Origin of the sequence: Nonomuraea sp. NPDC051191, assembly GCF_044455665.1 — a bacterium.
In the GTDB taxonomy this organism is placed as follows: domain Bacteria; phylum Actinomycetota; class Actinomycetes; order Streptosporangiales; family Streptosporangiaceae; genus Nonomuraea.
In genome coordinates this window covers 312,902-330,688 of sequence record NZ_JBITEZ010000002.1, presented here as the reverse complement: position 1 = coordinate 330,688, position 17,787 = coordinate 312,902, and the positions used below count along the sequence as shown (strand labels likewise).

Genomic DNA, 17,787 nt, shown 5'->3' with positions numbered 1-17,787 from the left:
ATCAGACCTGGCCGGCCTTCTCCAGGGCCGCGCAGCAGGTGTTCACCAGCAGACGGGTGACCACGTACGGGTCGACGTTGGCGTTCGGGCGGCGGTCCTCGATGTAGCCCTTCTTGTCCACCTCGACCTGCCACGGGATGCGTACGGACGCGCCGCGGTTGGACACGCCGTAGGTGTACTTGTTCCACGGGGCGGTCTCGTGGTGGCCGGTCAGGCGCAGCTCGATGTCGGCGCCGTACTGGGAGACGTGCTCCATGGGCTTGTCGCCCTCGCCGAGCGACTCGCAGGCGGTGATGATGGCGTCGTAGCTCTCGCGCATGGCCTTGGTGGAGAAGTTGGTGTGCGCGCCGGCGCCGTTCCAGTCGCCGCGGGCGGGCTTGGCGTCGAGGGTGGCCTCGACGCCGAACTCCTCGGCCGTCCGGTAGAGCAGGTAGCGGGCGACCCACATGTGGTCGGAGACCTCAAGGGGGCCGGCCGGGCCGATCTGGAACTCCCACTGGCCGGGCATGACCTCGGCGTTGATGCCGGAGACGGCCAGGCCGGCCGTCAGGCAGCGGTCGAGGTGCAGCTCGACGATGTCGCGGCCGAACACGGCCTCGGCGCCCACACCGCAGTAGTAGTGGCCCTGCGGGGCGGGGAAGCCGCCCTCGGGGAAGCCGAGCGGGCGGCTGCCCTTGAAGAAGGTGTACTCCTGCTCGATGCCGAACCAGGACTCCTGGTCGGCGTACCGCTCGGCGATCGGGCGGAGCAGAGCGCGGGTGTTGCTGGAGTGGGCCTGCCCGTCGATCTCCTCGACCTCGCACAGGACGAGCACGTTGTCGCCGCCGCGGATCGGGTCGGGGCAGGTGAACACCGGGCGGAGCACGCGGTCGGAGGCGTGGCCCTGGGCCTGGTTGGTGCTGGAGCCGTCGAAGCCCCAGACCGGAGGCTCGGCACCGTCGGCCAGGATCTTCGTCTTAGAGCGCAGCAGAGCCGTGGGCTCGGTGCCGTCGATCCAGATGTACTCAGCCTTGTAGCTCACGGTGTTCCTTTCGGGATTTCTCTCAGCCACGCCGAGTCTTATGGACGGCCATTTCCCGGTTTTTGCCCGAATGTGAACGCCGTGTTAATCGTGCCGCCAACCGTGTCCTTATTAGGGGGTAAATCCAATAAGGGCGGTTAGCTGGGGCAGGTCGGCCGTCCGGGGGACGGCGGCCGTACGACGATCGAGGCCGGGGGATGATGATCATGGAGGATGTCTGGTTCGGCGCGTTCCTCGCGCCCGAGGCGGCGGGCGCCGACCGGGTGATGCGCCACGCGGAGCTGGCCGACCGGCTGGGCCTGGACCTGGTCGGCGTCCAGGACCACCCCTACCAGGCGGGCTTCCTCGACTCCTGGACCCTGCTGGCCTCGATCGCGCAGCGCACCGAGCGCGTCCGGCTGGTGCCCGACGTGGCCAACCTGCCGCTGCGCCCGCCCGCCGTGCTGGCCAGGGCCGCCGCCTCGCTCGACGTCCTCAGCGGCGGCCGGGTGGAGCTGGGCCTCGGCGCGGGCGCGCTCTGGGACGCCATCGCCGCCATGGGCGGGCGCCGCCTCTCCCCCGGCGAGTCGATCGACGCGCTGGCCGAGGCGATCACCGTCATAAGGGCGCTGTGGACGCCGGGCGACCCGGTGACCTTCTCCGGCGCCCACCACCGCCTGGAGGGCGCGCGGCCCGGCCCGTTCCCGCCGCACCCGATCGGGATCTGGATCGGCGCGACCAGGCGGCGGATGCTGGAGCTGACCGGGCGGACGGCCGACGGCTGGCTGACCTCCTCCTTCCACAGCCCGCCCGACGCCGTGACCGCGCAGGCCAAGATCATCGACACGGCCGCCGAGGACGCCGGACGCGACCCGGCCTCGATCCGCAAGGTCTACAACCTCTGCGGCAGCCTGTCGCCGCTGCGTGGTGAGGGCTTCCTCGACGGCCCGGCCGCCCTGTGGGCCGAGCAGCTCACGGAGCTGGTGTTCGAGGCGGGCATGAGCGGGTTCGTGCTGGCCCCGGGGGTGGAGGCCGAGCGGGACCTGCGGGTGTTCGCCGAGGAGGTCGCGCCCGCCGTACGGGAGGCCGTGGCCGGGGAACGCGGCCGGCCCGCGCCAGAACCGGTCCGGCGGCCGGTGCTGATCCCCGACCTGGACGAGGCCGGCCGCCCGAGGACGGCGGAACGCGCCCCCGGCCCCCTGCCGCCCGGCCAGGCCCGGCCCGGCCGCCGCCTGGTGGACGTGCACGACGGCTACCGCGCCCAGCTCCGCCAGGTCAGGGACGCCGTCGAGCAGGTCGCGGCCGAGACGGCGGCCCCCCACCCGGACGGCGGCCGGCTCGCGGTGCGCCAGAACCACTGGACGCTGGGCGTGTTCTGCGCGACCTTCCGCCGCCTGCTGACCATGCACCACGAGATCGAGAACGGCCGGACCTTCCCGGCCCTCACCGAGCACGACCCCGCCCTGGAGCCGGTGGTCAAGAAGCTGGAGCAGGAGCACGAGGTCATCGCCGAGCTGCTGGCCCGCCTGGACCGGGCGTGCGCGGAGCTGATCGCCGACCCGGCCAGGATCGACCGCGTGCGGGCCGGCGTCGAACGGCTCTCGCAGGCCCTCGCCTCGCACTTCGCCTACGAGGAGGAGGAACTGGCCGAGGCCGTCGGCAGCCTGGAGATCGGCCTCTAGCCCGAGGAGCCGTCGTGGACGTGTCCGCGCCCGTGTGGTGGCTGACGATCCTGGGGATCGCCGGCCTGCTGCTGTTCGACTTCTTCTTCCACGTACGGCGGGCGCACGTCCCCACGCTGCGCGAGGCGGCCGTCTGGTCGAGCCTGTACGTCGGGATCGCGCTGCTGTTCGGCGTGGGCGTGTGGGCGTTCGGCGGCGCCGAGCCGGGCGCGGAGTACTTCGCCGGGTACGTGACCGAGAAGGCGCTGTCGGTCGACAACCTGTTCGTCTTCCTCGTCATCATGGCGAGCTTCCGGGTGCCGCGCGCCGACCAGCAGAAGGCCCTGCTGTTCGGGATCGTGTTCTCGCTGATCGCCCGGACCGGGTTCATCCTCATCGGGGCCGCGATGATCGAGACGTTCGCCTGGGTGTTCTACGTCTTCAGCCTGATCCTGCTGCTCACCGCGGGCAACCTGCTGCGGCCCGAGGGCAGCGAGGGCCACACCGACAACTTCATGGTCCGCCTGGCCCGCAGGGTGTTCCGCGCCTCCGACACCTACGACGGCGACCGGCTGTTCACGGTGCGGGACGGCAGGCGGGTGATGACGCCGATGCTGCTGGTCATGGTCGCCCTGGCCGGCACCGACGTGCTGTTCGCGCTCGACTCCATCCCGGCCATCTTCGGCCTCACCCAGAACGTCTACCTGGTCTTCACCGCCACCGCCTTCTCCCTGCTGGGGCTGCGCCAGCTCTACTTCCTCATCGACGGCCTGCTCGACCGGCTCATCTACCTCGCCTACGGGCTGGCGGTCATCCTGGCCTTCATCGGCGTCAAGCTCGGGCTGCACGCGCTGCACGAGAACAACGTGCCGTTCGTCAACGACGGCGAGCCGGTGAACGTGACCGAGATCAGCACCGGGCTGTCCCTGTCGGTGATCGTCGGCGTGCTGCTCGTCACCGTGGCCGCCTCGCTGGCCAGCCCCCGCGGCCGGGCGCAGAACGTGCTGTCGGCCGTGCGCCGGCACGCCCAGGACTACCTCGACGTGGAGAAGGACCCGGCGCGGCGCGAGGAGGTCTACCGCGACCTGCTCGCGGCCGAGGCGCGCCTGGGCGAGCTGCCGGACCGCCAGCGGGCCCACGCCACCCGGGACGAGTCGCTGGCGGCCCTGGTGGCCCGGGCACACGCCGAGCACGACGCTTCTACGTCTGGGTGACCTGACGGGAGGTCAGCGGCGCCGCGATGTGCTCCAGCGGGGTTCGCTCCGCCTTCACCCCGAACGCGATCTCCACCAGCCCCGCCGCCACCATCATCGCCGCGCCGAAGCAGTAGCCGTAGAACAGCCTGGTCGGGTCGGGGTTGTGCTGGTCGCCGATGAGCGAGGCGAAGACGGTCGGCCCGAACGCCCCCGCGACCTGCCCGAGCGCGAAGAAGATCGCGATGGCCTGCGCCCGCAGCTCGATCGGGAAGATCTCGCTCACGGTCAGATACGCCGAGCTGGCCGCCGCCGAGGCGATGAAGAAGATCACCGACCAGAGCACGGTCTGCGTGACCGCCGTCAGCAGCCCCTCCTTGAACAGCCACCCGGTCACCGCCAGCAGCAGCCCTGAGGCGATGTACGTGCCCGAGATCATCTGCCTGCGCCCGACCGTGTCGAACAGCCTCCCCAGCAGCAGCGGCCCGAGCAGGTTCCCGGCCGCGAAGGCGAACATGTACTGCGGCACCGAACCCGCCGGGACGCCGTAGAAGTGCGTCAGCACCAGCGCGTACGTGAAGAAGATGGCGTTGTAGAGGAACGACTGGCAGATCATCAGCGTCGCCCCCAGCACCGAACGCTGCGGGTAGGTGCGGAACAACGTCCTGGCGACCTGCGACAGCGGCGCGTGGTGCTCGGGGACGACCTCCAGCGCCTGGTCCTGCGGCACCGGCTCCAGCCTGACCCGGTCCTCCCGCTCGACCTCCCGCTCGATGCGGCCGACGACCTCCTCGGCCTCCTCCTCGCGGCCGTGCGTCATCAGCCAGCGCGGGCTCTCCGGCAGGTGCCTGCGCAGCCGCCAGATGGCCAGGCCGATCACCGGCCCGACCACGAACCCCAGCCGCCAGGCCCAGTCGGGGTCCAGCGGCCCGCCCGGGTGCAGCAGCAGGAACGTGGCCGAGGTCGCCAGCAGCGACCCCAGCCAGTACGTGCCGTTGATGGCCAGGTCGACGTGGCCCCGGTAGTGGGAGGGGATCATCTCGTCGATGGCGGAGTTGACGGCCGCGTACTCACCGCCGATGCCCGCCCCGGCCACGAAACGCAGCAGCAGGAAGCTCCACACGTCCCACGACAGCGCGGTCAGGCCGCTGGCGACCAGGTAGATGCCGAGCGTGAGGATGAACAGCTTCCTGCGGCCGAGCCGGTCGGACAGCCAGCCGAAGTAGAGCGCGCCGACCACCTCGCCCATCAGGTAGACGGTGGCCGACAGGCCCACCTGCGTGGAGGTGAAGCCGAGCGTGTCGGGACGCTGCAGGAACGCCCCGACGTTGCTGGCGATGGTGATCTCCAGCCCGTCGAGCACCCAGGCCACGCCGAGCGCGATCACCAGGCGGGTGTGGAACGGCGCCCACGGCAGGCGGTCCATCCGGGCGGGGACCAGGCTGCGCACGACGCCGTCCTTGCTCATGCCTCCCTACTCTAGGTGACCGGGCGATCACCCGTCGGCGCGGGCGCCGTTGCCGTTGCCGTCGTAGCCGAGCAGTCGCATGGCCGTGTCCGGGTCCATGGCCGCGGCCAGGAGCTGGGCCCGCCGGTGGGCCTCGTCGCGCTCGCGTTCCGCCTTGGCCTGCGCCGTCCGTACGCCCCTGACCGCCACGAACGCCAGCCCGGCGCCCACGATCACCCCGACGACCACGACGAACAGCAGGAGCAGCAGGGCCGGCGAGGCGAGCGCGGGAGCCGCCGCGACGCCCGCGCCCGGCGTTGTGCCGGACCCTGTGATAGGCGCTGTGCCGAACACTGTGCCGAACACTGTGCCGGTCACCGCGAGCCCCGCGATGAGGGCCAGCGCGATCAGGCCGAGCAGGCTGGCCACGACCAGCCAGACCCGCCCGGCACGCCGCCGCCGCCGGGGCTCGGGGACCGCCACCGGGGAGCCCACCAATGGAACCGTGCCCGGAACCGCGCCCGGGACCGCGGCCGACGCCACACCCGCCACCGGGACCGCGGCGGGTCTCGGGCCGGGCGACCAGGGCACGAACTCGGGCCGGTCCACGGCCTGCGCCACCCCCTGGTCGAGCCGGGTGACCTCCGCCGTGATCACCTGCGCCACCGCCGTGCCGGCGCCCGCCGCCGGAGCGGCGAAGGCCGCCGCCCGTGGCTCGGCCCGCTCCTCCACCGGGCCGGGCAGGTCGCGATCGATGCGGCTGTGCTCCTTGTGCGCCCTGGCCGCGTCGTGGTGGTAGTCCTCAAGCTGCTCGTAGAGCTCGTCGGAGGCGTAGATCGTGCCGTTGACGAGCGGTCCGGGCTCCCTGCGGATGACGGCCACCACGTCGTCGCCATTGAGCGTCTTGTGCGTCTCCAGCGCGTGTGCCAGGCACAGCACCTCCCTGCGGTGCTCCTCCAGCAGCCGCTCGGTCTTCTCCAGCAGCCGCACCAGGTTGAACTCGATCCGCTCGCCCAGCACGTCGGGCGTCAGGTCGGGCTGGGCGCGCACCGGCTCGCGCTCGGTGATGCCGATGCCGCCGCCCGCGCCGCCCCGGCCGCGCACGGACTTGCCGCCGTGGATGTCCAGCTCCTGGAGCGCGGGCAGCGAGGTGACGCCGGACCCCATCCCCCAGTACGACTCCATCAGCGCGGTGAGGAACGTGGCCGCGTGCAGGTCGCCGGAGACGCCGGAGGAGTTGTCCTCGCCGAAGAACATGCGCTCGCCGGCCAGCGAGGCCAGGGAGACCATGATGTCGGCCTCGTACTCGGACTTCCAGCGGGTGAACTGGTCCTCGGGCTTGATCGAGGCGACCATGCCCAGGTAGTCGGCGCCCTTCTCGATGGTGGCGATGTCGATCTCCAGGTGGAACCGGGTCACGTACGCCACCACCGCGTGGCACGCCTCGTGCACGGCCACCGCGTGCCGCTCGCGCTCGATGTACTCGACGTCCTCGGGCGGGCCGAGCTGCTTGAGCCGCTTGGCGCGCAGCACGTCCGACCAGGTGATGACCTCCCGCCCGTCGCGGATGGCGGTGATCAGCGACTCGTTGACCAGGTCCTTGATCGTGGCCCCGGTCGCGTACGGCGTGATCGTGGCCAGCTTGTCGACCTGCTCCTCGGTGAGCTCGTGCTCGACCTTGTCGAAGTAGCCCTGGTACGTCCGGACCCGTCCGGCCTTGGACGGGTAGCCGACCTTGTAGATGCGGTCGATGCGGCCCGGCCGCAGCAGCGCCTCGTCCAGCGCGTCGGGCCGGTTGGTAGCCATCATGACGAGGATGCGGTATTTGGGCGGCGGCTTGGGCCGCATCCCGAGCAGCCGCCTGACCAGCCGGTTGAAGAAGCCACGCGGCTTCTTGAGCCCGGACAGCTCGGTGAGCAGCGCCTGGAGGGTGCCGGGGTCGCCGCTGTTCATCATGCCGCCGCCGGCGAAGAAGCGCTCGCGCCAGGTGCCCGGCGGGTCGTCGGCCTCGCGCCGCCCCTTGAAGGCCAGCACCGAACGGGTCTCCTCCGACAGGTACGTCATCCCGTGGCAGCCGGAGTGCGCCGAGAAGCCGCCCTGCCCGGGAGGCCCCTGCTGGGCCAGCTTGCCGCGCTTGCCGAGCGAGTCGGCCTCGTCGAAGAAGACGATCACGCCGCCGTACCGCAGCGCCAGCTTGCGCAGCTTCCTGAACAGGCCCTTGACCTTCAGGATGCCGATGCCCATGAACATGTTCGTGAAGGCTCCCGGATCCACGAACACGTACGGCTTGCCGGTCTCGCCGGCCACGGCCTCGGCCATCAGGGTCTTGCCGGTGCCGGGCGGGCCCCACAGCAGCAGGCCGCTGGGCACGTATCCGCCGCGTCGCTCGATCTCGTCGGGCCGCTCCAGGAAGACGATGTTCTCCTGTACCCGCTCGACCACGTGGTCCTGGCCCCAGACGTCGGCGAAGCGGGTCTTGATGTCGTCGGGGAAGTACGTCTCCACGCCGCCCCTGGACAGGAACCAGAACAGGCCGACGAACTGGATGATGACGAAGAAGAACAGGAAGACGATCTGCATCAGGAACGGCAGCGCCTGCCAGATCAGCGTCGGCGCCTGCAACAGCGCGACGAACGGACTGACGTCCAGCACCGCCCCCGCCACGAGCGCGGTCAGCGTGACGAAGAAGGCGATCTTCAGGGCTCTGGAGATGCGGTACCTGGTCCAGTCGTCGAAGCGCCGGTGCGTCCACCGTTCGAACCCGCCGAAGACCTTCTGGCTCCAGAACCGGTGGTAGCCCGACCAGTGCTCGCTGACCAGGAAGTGCAGTTGCCGCGCGGCCTCGGCGCCGAGCAGCCAGAAGATCCACTGGTACTCGTAGCCGATCTTCTGTGCCGCCTCGGGGAAGGTCACCACGCCCGTCCAGTCGGCCATCACCTTCCAGGTGAGGATCAGGTAGGCCAGGACCAGCGCGACGAGGAACTTGCTCCGGTCCCAGAACTGCATCTTCTTCCTGGTCACGGAGTCCGGGTCGGAGGGCCCGCTGCCGGGGGCGCGCAGCCCTTCGTGCTGAATGGTGGTGGTCACTGGCGCTCCCTCATCCGGGCACCCGGAGCAGCTTGAAAGAACCCGCGATCTTGTCGAACTCGGCGCCGCGGTCGCGGAAGCAGGTCGCCTGGCAGCCGATGAGCATGACCGAGACCGTCGCGCCCTTCTCGTCGAGAATCGCGGTCTGGTCGAACGTCTGGACGCCGAGGCCGATCTGGTAGTTGAAGCGCACCCGTACGCCCTTGGCGCCGTCGTCCAGAATGAGCACGTCGTCGCTGAGGAGCTCGAAGTTCGCGAACATCGGCGGCCGGCCGGTGGTCGTGACCTTCTGCTCGTACAGCTCGCGCATCGTGTCGGTCACCGGCAGGACGAAGTCGCGCAGCCGGTTGAGCGAGATCGCGTCGCGCTGCTGCTCGGTGAGTTTGTGCACGGTCGCGTACACGAAGGGGTCGGACGAGCTCAGCAGGTGGTTGACCGACGGCTCGGACGACTGGTCGAACGCCGTGGACCAGACCCGCTGCGCGCGTGTCGCCGCCGCCAGCGAACCGGGTTGGTCACCCGTCAGATACAGTTCGATCGGATAGGCGTTGAGCTGGGTGAACGAGGCGGGCACCTTGAAATAGGTGGTGCCTTCCCTGTCCCGTACGTAGGTGAAATCCGGCTGCCCGCAGGCCGACAGCATGAGGATCGCGACCATGAGCGCGATCCAAGCCCGTGTCTTTTTCACCAGGGCTTACCTCCGCTTTACGGACCAACGCAGTTGTTGTGCCCGCTTTCATGCGGAATGAGGCCGGATGCGCGCTGAGAAATCTTGACCAAATCTTGGCCATTGATTGGCTTTACTTGTTACAGATCGACAAAACCTGGTATGCGCCAGGCCGACACACTCTACGGTCGCCCGGGATACAACGTTCCTGCAACCCCCATTGGTTCACCACAGGAAGTAGCAAAGGATATGAGGACGCCCATCCCGAGCCTCGGAGCGCACCATGAAAGAACCCGCGACGGAGACCGTGGACTCCTTCGGCATGACGGCTGAGCGGCAGTTCGCCGACCTGTGGTCCAGGACCGCCCTGTCGGTCAAGGAGCGCCGGCTGCTCCTGCTCGGGCTGCTCGTCGGACAGGGGCTCGACGACATGACCGGCGTGCAGCTCGACGTCGCGCTGCGTGCGGGCGACCTGAGCGAGACCGAGCTGCGCGAGGTGGTGGTGTTCCTGACCCACTACGCCGGATGGACGCGCGGATCGCGGCTCAACGACCAGGTCGAGGAGCTGATCGAGCGGGTCAGGCAGGCTCGATCCGGTAGAGCGGACCCCGCAGGCTGAGCGCGTACAGCTCGCCGTCGAGCCCCTCCCCGAACGACGAGAGCTGCTCGACCCTGCCGATCTCGGCCGCCTTCGACGGCTCGCCCGCGGGCGCGGCCCTGACCCAGCCCGCGCAGAAGTCCCCGTACAGGAAGCTGCCGCGCAGCCAGGACAGCGCGGCGCCGCGGTAGACGTACCCGGCGATCACCGAGCAGTTGCCGTCCTTGTGCAGCGGGTAGGTGATGACCGGCTCGGTCAGGCCGCGGCCCGTGCCGCCACGGAAGGGCCGCTCGCCCTCGCGCAGGTTCCAGCCGTAGTTCTCGCCGCCCTTGGAGGCGGCCGGCTGGTGGTCGACCTCCTCCGCCGAGTCCTGGCCGACGTCGCCGATCCACAGGTCGCCGGTCCGCCGGTCGAAGCCGAACCGCCAGGGGTTGCGCAGGCCGTAGGCCCAGATCTCGGCCCGCGCGCCGTCCTTGCCGACGAACGGGTTGTCCTCGGGCACCTTGTACGGCCTGCCGCGCGGGTCGATGCGCAGGATCTTGCCCAGCAGCGTGCCGAGGTCCTGGCCGTTGCCCTGCGGGTCGCCCGCGCTGCCGCCGTCGCCGAGCCCGACGTAGAGGTGGCCGTCGGGGCCGAAGGCGAGCTGGCCGCCGTTGTGGTTGGCGTAGGGCTGCTCCTGGGTGAGCACGTCGCGCCGGCCGGTGGCGCGCCGGCCGTCGAAGGCCCATTCGGTGACGTGGGTGGCGCCGCGCGCGTCGGTCCAGTCGAGGTAGAGCCAGCGGCCCGAGGGATGGAAGGCCACGCCGAGCAGGCCCTGCTCGTTGCCGCCGCTCACCTCGCCCGACAGGTCCACGACGACGTCGCCGTCGGTGGCGCGCAGCCGGCCGCCCTGTTCGGCGACGTAGAGCCGCTCGTCGCCCGCGCGCACGGCGAGGGCGACCGGCCGCTCGAACCGGCCGAGCTCGCGGAAGCGCACCTGCCCGGGAGCGCTCTTCGGTTCCGGGCTCGCCGGCGTGGAAGCCCGGGTGGAGGCCGGCGGGGCGGGCGGGGCGGAGGACACGGTGGCCGGGCCGGGTGGCGGCGAGGCGGCCGAGCAGGCGGTGAGGGCCAGGAGGAGCACGGCCGCGAGGGGGCGCACGCCGTCCATACTCGCACGCCTGATCGGGGACGTTAAGGTTCAGAGCATGCCTACCGCATTGATCACGGGCGCCACCGCCGGCATCGGCGCCGCCTTCGCCCGCCGCCTGGCCGCCGACGCCTGCTCGCTCGTCCTGGTCGCCCGCGACGAGCGGCGGCTCGTCCAGGCCGCCGACCAGCTCAAGCTCAGGTACGGCGTGAACGTCGAGGTGCTGCCCGCCGACCTGGCCACCGAGGAGGGCCTGGCCAAGGTCGAGTCGAGGCTCCGCGACGGCGTCGACCTGCTGGTGAACAACGCCGGCTTCGGCCACCCCGGCGACTTCCTCAAGGTGCCGGTCGCCGACGAGCTGCGCATGCTCAAGGTCCACTGCGAGGCCGTGCTGCGGCTCACCCTGGCGGCGCTGCCCGCGATGCGCAAGCGCGATCGGGGCGCGGTGATCAACGTGGCGTCGGTCGCGGCGTTCTTCTCGCGCGGCACCTACAGCGCGTCGAAGGCGTGGGTGGTCAACTTCAGCGAGTCCGCGGCCAACGACGTGCGCAACCCGCGGATCAAGATCATGGCGCTGTGCCCCGGTTTCGTGCGCACCGAGTTCCACCAGCGGGCGTCCATGGACACCTCGGGCATCCCCGGGTTCCTGTGGCTGAAGGCCGACAACGTGGTCAGGGACGCCATGCGCGACCTCGCGCTCGGCAAACGGGTCTCGGTGCCCGACCTGCGTTACAAGGCCATCGTCGCGATCGGCAAGCTGGTGCCGCACAACCTGGCCGGGCGCGTGTCGGCCAGGCTCGGCCGCCGCTGACGCCGGGCGTACGACAAAGTGGGCCCCCGCCGCGGGAGGGGGTCGCGGTGGGGGCCCGGGACGGCCGTGAGGAACTCACGGCCGGGAACCGGCAGATCCGGCTGGACCTGCTAGCGGTTGGCCTCGTGACCGATGGCCAGGCCGCTCGTCGGGTCGAAGAAGTGCAGGTTGTGCGTGTCCAGCACCAGGTCGATGCGCTGGCCGGGACGCGCGTGGCTGCGGGCGTTGACGCGGGCGGTCCACAGGGACTTGTCGCCCACGAGCGGCAGCGCCGCCTCCTCGTCGTCGCCCGTGTCGGCGGCGGCGACGGTGTCCTTGTGCTCGACCGGCGGGGCGTCGATCAGGAACAGCACGTTGATCTCGGAGCCCAGCTCCTCGGTGACCTCCGCCTTGACGGGCAGGGTGGCCCAGCCGTTGGCGTGGTTGCCGGCCGAGTTGGCGTCCTCGAAGTCGGACGGGCGGATGCCGAGGATGACCTTCTTGCCGATGTACTGGTCGAGGCCCGGCTTGTCGGCGAACGCCGAGTCGGGGATCGGCAGGCTGATGTCGGCGAAGCGCACGGCCGCGCCGTTGTCGCGGACCAGCTCGGCGGTGACGAAGTTCATCGAGGGCGAGCCCATGAAGCCGGCGACGAACAGGTTCACCGGCTTGTCGAACAGGTTCTGCGGGGTGTCGACCTGCTGGAGCAGACCGTCGCGCAGGACGCAGACGCGGTCGCCCAGGGTCATGGCCTCGACCTGGTCGTGGGTGACGTACACGGTGGTGACGCCGAGGCGCTCGTGCAGGGTGTTGAGCGAGGCGCGCATGGAGACGCGGAGCTTGGCGTCGAGGTTCGACAGCGGCTCGTCCATGAGGAAGGCCTGCGGCTCGCGGACGATGGCGCGGCCCATGGCGACACGCTGGCGCTGACCACCGGACAGGGCGGCCGGCTTGCGCTTGAGGTAGGTCTCCAGGCCGAGCATCTTGGCGGCCTCGTTGACCCGCTTCTGGATCTCCGGCTTGGGCATCTTGCGGAGCTTGAGGCCGAAGGCGAGGTTCTCCTCGACCGTCATGTGCGGGTAGAGCGCGTAGTTCTGGAAGACCATCGCGATGTCGCGGTCCTTGGGCGGCAGGTGGTTGACCACCTTGTCGCCGATGGCGATCTCGCCGCCGCTGATGTCCTCCAGGCCGGCGATCATCCGGAGCGCGGTCGACTTACCGCAACCCGATGGGCCCACCAGCACCATGAACTCGCCGTCCTTGATCTCAAGGTTCAGCCCGTTCACGGCCTTCACGCCACCGGCGTAGATCTTGTCGACGTTCGTCAGAACGATGGATGCCATGACATTCCTTCGCGCTCCAGGGCGATCGGCCCGGATGTTGGTTCTCGGTTCCCGTGGATACGTTTTCACGTATCTCACCCGAAACGGACATCGGTGTCAAGGGGTACCGCGTGACCAGCCCTTGTGGGAACGGTGACCTTCCAGTGGGACGGAATCCATGATGGAATCGTTTCCATGGAGAAGCGGGCGACGATCAAGGATGTGGCCGAGGCGGCCGGCGTGGGCGTCGCGACCGTGTCCCGGGTGTTGTCGGGCGGCTCGGCCAGCCCCAGCACCAGGGAACGGGTCCTGGCCGTCGCCGCCCAGCTCGACTACCGGCCCAGCGCGCTCGGCCGCAACCTGCGCCAGCGCCGCACCGGCGGCCTCGGGCTGCTCGTGCCCGACCTCACCGACACCTTCTACGGCCAGCTCTCCGAGGGCGTGCTCGCCTGCGCCCGGTCGGCGGGCGAGCCGGTCGTGCTGGGCTCGACGGGCGGCGACCCCGAGCAGGAGGCCGAGCTGATCGGCATGCTCCTCGAACAGAGCGTCGACCGGGTCATCGCGGTGCCCTCCGGCGACGCCGAGACGTGGGCGCCGGTGATCAGGGCGGGCATGACGGTGGTCTTCGCCGACCGCCTGCCGCCCGAGGCCGGACGCGAGGAGGAACACGACCGCGACCCCGCCGAGAGCGCGCTCGACGATCTCATGCTCCTCGACGGCGTGTCCCCCCGGGGGCGCGTCCCCGAGGTCGCCGCGCGTCCGCCGGACGTGCCCGCCGTCCTGGCCGACGACCGCGCCGGCATCCGCACGGCCGTGCGCTACCTCAGGGGCCTCGGCCACCGGCGCATCGCCTTCCTCGGCGGCCCCGGGCACGACCGGCGGGCCGACGCCTTCCGCGAGGCCGTGGGCGCGCCGGTCGACGAGGAGCTGGTGGTCTTCGGCACCGGCAGCCGCGACTCGGCGTACGCCGCCGCCTCGGGCCTGTTCCAGAGCCGTCCCGACCTGTCGGCCGTCGTCGCGGGCGGGAACGTCCTGGGCGAGGCCGCCGTGCTGGCCGCCCGCGAGCTGGACCTGCGGGTGCCGCGGGACGTGTCGCTGGTGATGTACGACGACGTGCCCTGGGCCGAGCTGTGCGCCCCGCCGCTGACCGTGATCGCCCAGCCGGGGCGGGACATGGGGTACCGGGCGTGCGAGCTGGTGCTGCGCGAGGGCACCCGGCGGGCCCGCTCGGTGGTCCTGCCCACCGAGCTGATCATCCGGGGGAGCTGCGGCCCTCGCAGGTGAACGAGGGCTCCCGTACCTCTCAACCCCGTAGTACCTCAGAGCTACGCGGAAGGTGCATCCTCCAGCGGGAAGCCGACTACAAGGCGTGATCCCTACCTTCGGTGCCGGAAGGAAGAACCGGCACGAAAGGGATATCCGCCATGGCCTCGCTCAGGAACCGTCTGCTCGCCGCGCTCGTCACCGCCTCGGTGGCGCTGCCGGCGTCCGGCGCGGGCGGGTCCGCCGGGGTGCCCGCGCCCGTTCCCGCCGCCGTGGCGCCGCTGGGCGCCGCGACCCCCGCCGCGCTCGCCGAGCGGTACGCCGCCGGCCGTACGGCCGTCCTGGCCGCCGAGCACACCGCCGCCGCGCGGGGGCACCACCTGCGGGCGGCGGCGCTGCGGGCCATGGCGGACCCGTCGCGCACGTTCCTGTCCTTCGACGGGCGCGACGGCGGCCGGACCGTGGAGGTCTTCGGCGACCTCGCCACCGCCCGGCGGATCGCCGTCCTGGTGCCCGGCTCCGACACGAACCTCGACCGGTACGGCCTCCTGCGCGCCGGCGCGACCCGCCTGCGCGAGGCGCTCGGGGACGGCTCGGCGGTCGTCGCCTGGGCCGGGTACCGCACGCCCAGCACGCTCAGCCTGGACGTGCTCACGCCCACGCGGGCCGACGAGGCCGTGCCGGGGTTGCGGGCGTTCGTCCGGGAGCTGCGCGCGCTCAAGCCCGACGCCCGGCTGTCGCTGGTGTGCCACTCCTACGGCTCGGTGGTGTGCGGACGTGCCGCGCCCGGCCTGGACGTGGCCGACATCGTCCTGATGGGCAGCCCCGGCGCGGGCGTCCCCGACGTCGCCGCGATGCGCACCCGCGCGGCCGTGTGGGCCGGGCGCGGCGGCGGCGACTGGATCGGCGGCGTGCCGCACGCGCTGGTCGAGCTGCCGTTCGTCACGTTCGGGCTGGGGGCCGACCCGGTCTCGCCGGGGTTCGGCGCCCACGTCTTCCCGGCGGGGGACGGCGGCCACAGCGACTACCTGCGGCCCGGCTCCCCCGCGCTGACGGCCGTCGCCCGCATCGTCTCCGGAAAGGCCGCCCACGATGGCTGACTCCTCCCTGCCCGATTCCCCCCTGTCCGCCCCCTCCCACCGCACGCCCCGCGCCCTGCGCGGCCGCCCGTCGGACGGTCGGCGGGGGCTCGTCGCGCGGATCGAGGCCGGGACGCCGCCGGAGCGCGACCGGGCACTCGACGCCCTGCGGGCCCTGGCCATCCTCGGGGTGGTCGCCGGGCACTGGCTGGTGACCGCCGTGGTCACCGACAGCGGCAGCCTGCGCGTCACCAGCCCGCTCAAGGCCCTACCGCAGCTCGCCCCGGTGTCATGGGCGTTGCAGATGCTGGCGATCTTCTTCCTGGTCGGCGGCCTGGTCGCGGCGAAGGGCTACACGTCGGCGCGGGCGGCGGGCATCGGGTACGGCCCGTGGCTGCGCGGCCGGCTGGGCCGGCTGTTCCGCCCGGCCGCGGTCGTCCTGGCGGTGTGGGCGGCGGCGGCGGTCGCGATGCTCGCCTCCGGTGTGTCGCTGGAGGAGGTCCGGGTGCTGGTCAGGATGGCCGTGGCCCCGATGTGGTTCCTGCTGGTGTTCGCCGCGCTGACGGCGGCCACGCCGCTGGTCGCCCGCCTGCACCCGGTCTGGCCGTTCGCGGCGGTCGTGGTCGCCGACGTGCTGCGGTTCGGGCCCGGCGGCCCGGCGTGGCTCTGGTGGGTGAACGTGGCGGCCGGATGGCTGGTGCCGTACTGCCTGGGCGCGGCCTGGGCCCGCGGGGAGCTGCGGAGCCGGGCCACCGGCTGGACGCTGCTGGCCGGCGGCGGGGCCGGGGCCGTGGCGCTGGTGGTGTGGGGCGGCTATCCGGCGACCATGGTCGGGGTGCCGGGCGCCCCCGTCTCCAACCTGGACCCGCCCTCGCTCGCGGCCGTCGCCTACGGGCTCGCCCAGTGCGGCGCGGCGCTGCTGCTGCTCGGCCCGCTGCGCAGGCTGCTGCGCCGCCCCGCCGCGTGGGCGGCCGTGGCCGTCGCCAACCTGGCCGCCATGACGATCTTCCTGTGGCACCAGACCGCGTTGATCGTGGTGACCGAGCTGGGCCTGCTGGCGAGCCGGGTGCTGCCCGGCCCGCCGGGCAGCATCCAACTGCCCGGCCTGCACACGGTTCCCGACGGGTTCGGCTGGCTGGCGGCCCGGCTGGCCTGGCTCCCGGCGTTCGCGGTGGCGCTGCTGGTGTGCTGCGCCGCCTTCCACGCCTACGAACGCCGCGGCGCCCGCTAGAGCCCGCTAGAGCCCGCTAGAGCCCGCTAGAGCAGCTTCTCGATGGCCGAGACGACGGCCGGGTCGTCGGGGGTGGTGCGGGGACGGAAGCGGCCCACGACGTTGCCCTCGCGGTCGAGCAGGAACTTCTCGAAGTTCCACTGGACGTCGCCCGCCGCACCCTCCTCGTCGGCGGTCTGGGTGAGCTCGGCGTAGAGCGGATGCCGGTCGGGGCCGTTGACGTCGGCCTTGGCCAGCAGCGGGAAGTCGACGCCGTACGTCGCCGAGCAGAACTCCTGGATCTCCTCCGCCGTGCCGGGCTCCTGGCCGGCGAACTGGTTGCAGGGCATGCCGACCACGCTGAAGCCGCGCGGGCCGAAGTCCTGCTGAAGCTTGACCAGGCCGGTGTACTGGGGGGTCAGGCCGCAGCGGGAGGCCACGTTGACCAGGAGCACGGCCTTGTCCCCGGCGAGGTCGCCGAGCGTGGTGGGGTCGTCCGCGAGGGTGCGGAGCGGGATGTCGCGAAGGCTCATGATCTGAAGCTTACAGAACGACGCCGGCCGCAGATTGTGACCTATTCCTCATTTTTCCCCTAAAACCCCTGAATATCCACTATTCGTGATCTTGTAATTTCTCCCGATTTTTCATGGTCAATTAGGAAAGAAGGTCGTTTGTCAGGCAGGGTGACGCGGTCCCCGTCACCTTCGAAAGGGAATCCGCATGCCCATGCTCCGCCGTACCGGTGTCCTGGTCCTGGCCGCCACTCTCGTGGCGGCGACCGGCACCACGGCCGCACAGGCGCAGACCTCCCAGAGCAGCGGCAGGAACAAAGCCATCGCCAAGTCCCTGCTCGCCCAGCGCGGCTGGGGTGCCGCGAGCTACGGCTGCCTGGTCAGACTCTGGGCCAGAGAGAGCGGCTGGAACCACAGGGCCGGCAACCGGTCGGGCGCCTACGGCATCCCGCAGGCACTCCCGGGCCACAAGATGGCCTCCTCGGGCGCCGACTGGCGCACCAACCCGCGTACCCAGATCAGGTGGGGTCTGGGCTACATCAAGCAGCGGTACGGCTCGCCGTGTCGCGCGTGGGCGCACTTCCAATCCCACAGTTGGTACTGAGTCAAACCCCAGGTATGTCCGCGTTTTTCCTCAAGGACATGCCATATAGGCGACGGGCAGGGCAATCCCGGCCCAGCGAGATCGCCTTTTATCCGAATTGAGCGCGCAAACTCCTGTCCTTCGCGTGTCGCGATCGCAGCCCGCGGTCACGGCCCGTAATAGGAATCGTGCTAGAGGACACGTCGTGGCGCCTTCCGGGCCGTCCAGCACGATCGGGCGGTACAGGAT

General features: G+C 71.2%; 15 protein-coding genes. 8 read left to right on the top strand and 7 right to left on the bottom strand.

Translation table 11 applies throughout. From position 1 onward, the window contains the following. Window position 1: 1 nt before the first annotated feature. On the bottom strand, window positions 2-1,021 hold the full coding sequence (glnII, locus tag ACIA8R_RS06200) for a glutamine synthetase (protein WP_357701270.1): 1,020 nt from the start codon (window positions 1,019-1,021) through the stop codon (window positions 2-4). 206 nt (window positions 1,022-1,227) lie between these two features. Between glnII and ACIA8R_RS06195 the strand changes: the two genes are divergently transcribed. Together ACIA8R_RS06195 and ACIA8R_RS06190 are read left to right on the top strand one after the other, a co-directional pair. Continuing rightward, the gene (locus ACIA8R_RS06195; protein ID WP_397036863.1) at window positions 1,228-2,682 is read left to right on the top strand and encodes an LLM class flavin-dependent oxidoreductase; all 1,455 of its coding nucleotides are present in this window, start codon (window positions 1,228-1,230) and stop codon (window positions 2,680-2,682) included. A 14-nt stretch (window positions 2,683-2,696) separates the two neighbouring features. Beyond that, window positions 2,697-3,875: a TerC family protein gene (locus ACIA8R_RS06190; protein WP_397036862.1), complete on the top strand. Its 1,179-nt coding sequence runs from the start codon at window positions 2,697-2,699 to the stop codon at window positions 3,873-3,875. Here the strand turns inward: ACIA8R_RS06190 and ACIA8R_RS06185 are convergent. The 3 genes from ACIA8R_RS06185 to ACIA8R_RS06175 are packed head-to-tail and all read right to left on the bottom strand — an operon-like array spanning window position 3,862 to window position 9,076. Beyond that, window positions 3,862-5,322 carry an MFS transporter gene (locus tag ACIA8R_RS06185; RefSeq protein ID WP_397036860.1) on the bottom strand — a complete coding sequence of 487 codons (1,461 nt, stop codon included), beginning with the start codon at window positions 5,320-5,322 and terminating at the stop codon, window positions 3,862-3,864. The two genes, ACIA8R_RS06190 and ACIA8R_RS06185, sit on opposite strands and share 14 nt — an antisense overlap. A 27-nt stretch (window positions 5,323-5,349) precedes the next feature. Continuing rightward, window positions 5,350-8,388, bottom strand: a complete 3,039-nt coding sequence (locus ACIA8R_RS06180; protein WP_397036858.1) for an AAA family ATPase — start codon at window positions 8,386-8,388, stop codon at window positions 5,350-5,352. 10 nt (window positions 8,389-8,398) lie between these two features. After that, window positions 8,399-9,076, bottom strand: a complete 678-nt coding sequence (locus ACIA8R_RS06175) for a hypothetical protein (protein ID WP_357701280.1) — start codon at window positions 9,074-9,076, stop codon at window positions 8,399-8,401. A 262-nt stretch (window positions 9,077-9,338) separates the two neighbouring features. Here ACIA8R_RS06175 and ACIA8R_RS06170 point away from each other — a divergent pair, with 262 nt between their 5' ends. Further along, window positions 9,339-9,674 carry a carboxymuconolactone decarboxylase family protein gene (locus tag ACIA8R_RS06170; protein ID WP_357701282.1) on the top strand — a complete coding sequence of 112 codons (336 nt, stop codon included), beginning with the start codon at window positions 9,339-9,341 and terminating at the stop codon, window positions 9,672-9,674. Here the strand turns inward: ACIA8R_RS06170 and ACIA8R_RS06165 are convergent. Then, window positions 9,634-10,791, bottom strand: coding sequence for a PQQ-dependent sugar dehydrogenase (locus tag ACIA8R_RS06165; RefSeq protein ID WP_397036855.1), 1,158 nt, complete (start codon window positions 10,789-10,791; stop codon window positions 9,634-9,636). The genes ACIA8R_RS06170 and ACIA8R_RS06165 overlap by 41 nt on opposite strands. Window positions 10,792-10,837: 46 nt before the next feature. Between ACIA8R_RS06165 and ACIA8R_RS06160 the strand changes: the two genes are divergently transcribed. Further along, window positions 10,838-11,590 carry an SDR family oxidoreductase gene (locus ACIA8R_RS06160; RefSeq protein WP_357701286.1) on the top strand — a complete coding sequence of 251 codons (753 nt, stop codon included), beginning with the start codon at window positions 10,838-10,840 and terminating at the stop codon, window positions 11,588-11,590. Between the two features lie 110 nt (window positions 11,591-11,700). Here ACIA8R_RS06160 and ACIA8R_RS06155 read toward each other — a convergent pair whose 3' ends face one another. Further along, window positions 11,701-12,912, bottom strand: coding sequence for a sn-glycerol-3-phosphate ABC transporter ATP-binding protein UgpC (locus ACIA8R_RS06155; RefSeq protein ID WP_357701288.1), 1,212 nt, complete (start codon window positions 12,910-12,912; stop codon window positions 11,701-11,703). Between the two features lie 174 nt (window positions 12,913-13,086). On the opposite strand from ACIA8R_RS06155, the gene ACIA8R_RS06150 reads away from it, so the two are divergent. The 3 genes from ACIA8R_RS06150 to ACIA8R_RS06140 all read left to right on the top strand — a co-directional run bounded on the left by ACIA8R_RS06150 (window position 13,087) and on the right by ACIA8R_RS06140 (window position 16,464). After that, a complete protein-coding gene (locus ACIA8R_RS06150; protein ID WP_357701290.1) occupies window positions 13,087-14,175 on the top strand; it encodes a LacI family DNA-binding transcriptional regulator in 1,089 nt (362 codons plus the stop codon). Window positions 14,176-14,315: 140 nt separating this feature from the next. Next, window positions 14,316-15,254: an alpha/beta hydrolase gene (locus tag ACIA8R_RS06145; RefSeq protein ID WP_397036852.1), complete on the top strand. Its 939-nt coding sequence runs from the start codon at window positions 14,316-14,318 to the stop codon at window positions 15,252-15,254. After that, window positions 15,247-16,464 (top strand): acyltransferase, encoded by a 1,218-nt coding sequence (locus tag ACIA8R_RS06140; protein WP_397036850.1) that lies wholly within the window; start codon window positions 15,247-15,249, stop codon window positions 16,462-16,464. The genes ACIA8R_RS06145 and ACIA8R_RS06140 overlap by 8 nt, the downstream gene beginning before the upstream one ends. A gap of 26 nt (window positions 16,465-16,490) precedes the next feature. On the opposite strand, the gene ACIA8R_RS06135 is transcribed toward ACIA8R_RS06140, so the two are convergent. Next, window positions 16,491-16,976 carry a glutathione peroxidase gene (locus tag ACIA8R_RS06135; RefSeq protein WP_364089705.1) on the bottom strand — a complete coding sequence of 162 codons (486 nt, stop codon included), beginning with the start codon at window positions 16,974-16,976 and terminating at the stop codon, window positions 16,491-16,493. Window positions 16,977-17,163: 187 nt separating this feature from the next. On the opposite strand from ACIA8R_RS06135, the gene ACIA8R_RS06130 reads away from it, so the two are divergent. Further along, complete coding sequence (locus ACIA8R_RS06130; RefSeq protein ID WP_364089708.1) at window positions 17,164-17,559, top strand: transglycosylase SLT domain-containing protein; 396 nt, start codon at window positions 17,164-17,166, stop codon at window positions 17,557-17,559. Window positions 17,560-17,787 lie beyond the last annotated feature (228 nt).

What these genes read in the sequence shown, in the direction of transcription:
- ACIA8R_RS06155 (WP_357701288.1), bottom strand. Translation starts at nt 12,912, where the DNA reads ATGGCATCCATCGTTCTGACGAACGTCGACAAGATCTACGCCGGTGGC.
- ACIA8R_RS06185 (WP_397036860.1), bottom strand. Translation starts at nt 5,322, where the DNA reads ATGAGCAAGGACGGCGTCGTGCGCAGCCTGGTCCCCGCCCGGATGGAC.
- ACIA8R_RS06170 (WP_357701282.1), top strand. Translation starts at nt 9,339, where the DNA reads ATGAAAGAACCCGCGACGGAGACCGTGGACTCCTTCGGCATGACGGCT.
- ACIA8R_RS06160 (WP_357701286.1), top strand. Translation starts at nt 10,838, where the DNA reads ATGCCTACCGCATTGATCACGGGCGCCACCGCCGGCATCGGCGCCGCC.
- ACIA8R_RS06150 (WP_357701290.1), top strand. Translation starts at nt 13,087, where the DNA reads ATGGAGAAGCGGGCGACGATCAAGGATGTGGCCGAGGCGGCCGGCGTG.
- ACIA8R_RS06195 (WP_397036863.1), top strand. Translation starts at nt 1,228, where the DNA reads ATGGAGGATGTCTGGTTCGGCGCGTTCCTCGCGCCCGAGGCGGCGGGC.
- ACIA8R_RS06135 (WP_364089705.1), bottom strand. Translation starts at nt 16,976, where the DNA reads ATGAGCCTTCGCGACATCCCGCTCCGCACCCTCGCGGACGACCCCACC.
- ACIA8R_RS06145 (WP_397036852.1), top strand. Translation starts at nt 14,316, where the DNA reads ATGGCCTCGCTCAGGAACCGTCTGCTCGCCGCGCTCGTCACCGCCTCG.
- ACIA8R_RS06130 (WP_364089708.1), top strand. Translation starts at nt 17,164, where the DNA reads ATGCCCATGCTCCGCCGTACCGGTGTCCTGGTCCTGGCCGCCACTCTC.
- ACIA8R_RS06140 (WP_397036850.1), top strand. Translation starts at nt 15,247, where the DNA reads ATGGCTGACTCCTCCCTGCCCGATTCCCCCCTGTCCGCCCCCTCCCAC.